Consider the following 3,472-nt stretch of genomic DNA (forward strand, 5'->3'; position numbering starts at 1 on the left):
GTTCAGGACCTCCAGGAACTTCAGGACCTCCCTGACCTTCAGGACCCGGTGGACCGGCTCACTTGGTCTGCGTGGAGAGGCTCACCCCGCTGAAGTCCTGCGCGGCGGCGAGGCTGAAGTACACCCACCCGGCGGGCGGGTTGTCCACCGTCAGCGTTTCGCCGTTGCCGGCGTTGGCGGACTTCGCCTGGTAGCTGCTCGTGGTGGCCCAGCTGCTGCCGCCGTAGTACAGCTCGGCGTTGCCGGAGCCGCCGCTGCTGGTGATGGTCAGCTGCTTGACGCCGGCCGGCAGGTACACGAAGTGGTAGCTGTAGTTCCCGGCGCCGGCCGCGAGGTTGTCCCGGCGGCAGTTCTTGTCGAACTGGCGGGGGTCGGCGAGCGTGCACAGCGGGGTGGACGGCGCCTCCGGCAGGGGGCCGCAGTCGTTGGTCGCGCAGGCGGTCGTCAGCCAGGTGGCGAAGCCGGCGTCGTAGCCGGTGCCGATGGTCTGCTTCAGGAAGGTGCGGGCACCGTTCCAGTCACCGGTGCGGTACTTGCCCAGTACGGTCTCGACGTCGGCGGGGTGCGCCTGGAGCATGTAACGGACCGCCAGGAAGCCCCAGCGGTAGACCCGGTTCGAGTTGACCTCGGGGTCCGCGTCCTGGCCGTAGACGGTGTCGAAGAGCTCGCTGAGCTTGTAGGTCTTCTTGCCGGCCTCGGCGATCGCGTCGGCGTTGCGCTCGCCCCGGTACCCGAACGAGATGTTCTCGGCGATGCCCTCGACCCACCAGATGGTCGGCGTCACGATGCCGGCCTCGAAGTCACCGGCCATGTTGTAGCGGCCGTCGAGGTAGTGGGTGTACTCGTGGTTGAGGTTCCAGATCTGGAAGTCCGGGCGCAGCCAGTGGGCTTCGTGGGCGATGAAGCGGGCCTGGTTGCCGGCGGCGGCCGGGTTGCCCTCCTCGTACATGCCGCCGTTGTCGACGTCGATGTTGTAGATGGCCCAGGCGTACAGCGAGTAGTTGGTGTAGTCGTCGAAGACGACGACCTCGAGGTTGGTGTTCACGTCACCGGGGATCGCGCCCTTGTCGCCGATGACCCGGTGGAAGTAGGCGTCCTGGTTGACCAGGCTGGTGCAGGTGCTCTCCAGCTGGCCGGGGGACATGTCCTGGGCGCGGATCTTCAGGCCCGGGGTGCACGTGTGCTGGATCGGCAGGATCGCCGGGAGAACGCGCTCGCCCAGGTCGCAGATGGCGTAGGCAGCGCAGTTGTTCCTGTCGTACTGGCGCGTGTACCAGCCCAGGTTCATGGTGATCGGCGCGGTGGGGCCGACGTTCGGGTAGCGGTTGATCAGGTCCTTCAGCAGCGGGCGGACCCGGTCCTTGAGCTCGGGCACGTCCAGGGCGTAGCCGAGGAAGCGGCCGACGTTGCTGACGACGTCCAGACGGTTGAGCTGCGCGCTGTTGCGCGTGATGAATCCGGACCAGGTGTCGAGGATGGCGGGGTCGGCCTTGAGGGCGGCCCGCCAGCCGCGGTCGTCGTTCTTGGCCTTGAAGCCGTTCTCGACGACCCACTCGACGTGCTGCATCGCGAGGTTCATCTGGCCGGGCCACGTGCCGTCGTAGCTGCCGAGCATCCACTTGACGACACCGGCGTAGCGGCCGGCCGCGTGGGTGCTGTCGATCAGGGTGACGACCTCGTTGAGGATCTCGCCGTTGGCGTCCGTGACGTCCTTGCTGCGCGGGGAGGCGAAGAAGGCGTCCAGCGCGCCGCGCGCGGCACCGTCGAGCGCCGTGCCGTAGGGGCCGACGACGTCCCCGTTGTTGTCCTGCACGTAGTAGCCCGCCCGCAGGAACAGCACCAGCTGCCCGACGGCGGTGCTGTTGCTGCCCGGGTAGGTGGCGGAGGCGTCGCGCAGCGCGTTGGCGACCGTCACCATCTGGGCTTCGTTGAAGGCCCTGCGCGCGTTCTCCCCGGTGAGGTTGAACAGCGGGTACGTACAGGTGATCCGGGGGAGCGCCTTGAGCTGCTGGACCAGGGCGCCGCCGGTCGCGTTGATCACGCCGGAGAGGTCGCCGCACTCGTCGGCCGCGGCGGCGGCCGCGGACTGCCGGCCGTCCTTGCCGGACTTGGCCGGCTGTACGGGCTTGACGGTCGGGGCGGGCGCGGTGGCGGTCTCCTCGGTGCTGTCCTGCGAGGAGATCCGGAAGCGGGAGCCGTTGCTCATCGCATCCGGCGACTTGGGGACCGGGATCGACCGCGGCGCCGCGGCCGCGGTTCCCCGTGCGTACGTATCGGTGGCCGGGGTCTTGGCGCCGGCGGAGGCGGCCTGGCTCTGTGGCGCGAACAGGCCGAACGCAAGGAAGACGGCCGCGCCCAGCGCGGGAAGTCTGCGCGTAGTGGCCTTCGATATCCGGAAGGGATGCATCTGCGGGGGCCTCCGGGGCCGTTGTGCCCGCGTGCTGGAGATACACGGGCGTTTGATGTGTGACATGTAAAATTTCACATGTCGCATCGCGCCGGAAGTCTTTTGGCCAGATTGCTGCCTGGCGGAATAGAACCGTTGCCGTCCGCCGGGCGCCCCGGCGCGCCAACCGGGCACCGGGAAAGGCGAGTCCGTACGGGTGCTGTTCGGCAAGGGCCGGAACGTCTACGAGAACATGACCTGAGTCCGGGGCAGCCGAGCCCGTCGGATCAACTGGTCCAGGTCTTGATCCGGGCGGCGACCTCCCGCACCGGAAGCCCGTCGCGTGCCGCGCGGGCCAGGGGCAGGACGGTGTCCAGGCCCTGGTTCACGGGGAGGCCGCACGCCGACAGGTAGGCGGCGGTCACCGTGGCGGCGAACAGCAGGTTCCGCAGCTCCAGACTGGGGTTCCTGGCCAGCTCGCAGAGGAGGGCCGCCGCCTTGTGGTGCGGCTCGGGGTAGACGTCCTGGTCGAGGACCTCCGCTCCGTGCCGCGCTGCCGCCGCCACCGGCACTCCGTAGTCGACGACTTGGGGATCGCCCGGGATCTGCTGGGCCACGGCCAGGATCCAGGCGAGGTCGATCCGGAGGATCACGCCGCGTCCCTCGGCGCCGTCTCCGCGGTCTCCGTGAGCCCCGCCGGGAGGCCGGGGTACCGGTCCTCGCCGAACTCCGCGTCGAAGCGGTCGGCGTAGGCGGCCAGGAACGCCGAGGCGCCGGCCATGAAGGCGGCGCGCGACTCCTTCACGTCCTGCTCGATCAGATCGGCCACGTACCCCTGCAGGGTCAGCCCGCGGCGCTTGGCCCGTTCCTCCGCGGCGGCCTTGACGTCCTCGTTCAGGCGGATGTTCGTCTGCTTTCCCATGACCACCACCATAGCTAGCCACTGGTATCAGGCGCTAGCACACCCTTCGGCCGGGTACGGGATCCTCTCCGACCGCGCCGTCGCCCGCCGGGCCGGATGCGCGAACGCGCCCGCCCCGCCCCGCCCCGCCACGGTTCGCGGCGGGGCGGGGCGGGGCGGGGTGG

3 protein-coding genes are annotated in these 3,472 nt (G+C 69.6%); all 3 read right to left on the reverse strand.

All coding sequences use genetic code 11. The annotated features are described in order from the left end of the window. Positions 1-58 precede the first annotated feature (58 nt). A complete protein-coding gene (locus ACFWNV_RS39575) occupies positions 59-2,407 on the reverse strand; it encodes a collagenase (protein WP_383957176.1) in 2,349 nt (782 codons plus the stop codon). Positions 2,408-2,673: 266 nt separating this feature from the next. Continuing rightward, positions 2,674-3,039 (reverse strand): hypothetical protein, encoded by a 366-nt coding sequence (locus ACFWNV_RS39580; protein ID WP_383957179.1) that lies wholly within the window; start codon positions 3,037-3,039, stop codon positions 2,674-2,676. Continuing rightward, positions 3,036-3,308 (reverse strand): hypothetical protein, encoded by a 273-nt coding sequence (locus tag ACFWNV_RS39585; protein WP_383957182.1) that lies wholly within the window; start codon positions 3,306-3,308, stop codon positions 3,036-3,038. Before ACFWNV_RS39585 ends, ACFWNV_RS39580 begins: the two co-directional genes overlap by 4 nt. Positions 3,309-3,472 lie beyond the last annotated feature (164 nt).

The organism is Streptomyces sp. NPDC058401 (assembly GCF_042722885.1).
Taxonomy (GTDB): Bacteria; Actinomycetota; Actinomycetes; order Streptomycetales; family Streptomycetaceae; genus Streptomyces.

Excerpts from the sequence above, each read along its gene's own strand:
- ACFWNV_RS39585 (WP_383957182.1), bottom strand. The coding sequence starts at position 3,308 with ATGGGAAAGCAGACGAACATCCGCCTGAACGAGGACGTCAAGGCCGCC.
- ACFWNV_RS39575 (WP_383957176.1), bottom strand. The coding sequence starts at position 2,407 with ATGCATCCCTTCCGGATATCGAAGGCCACTACGCGCAGACTTCCCGCG.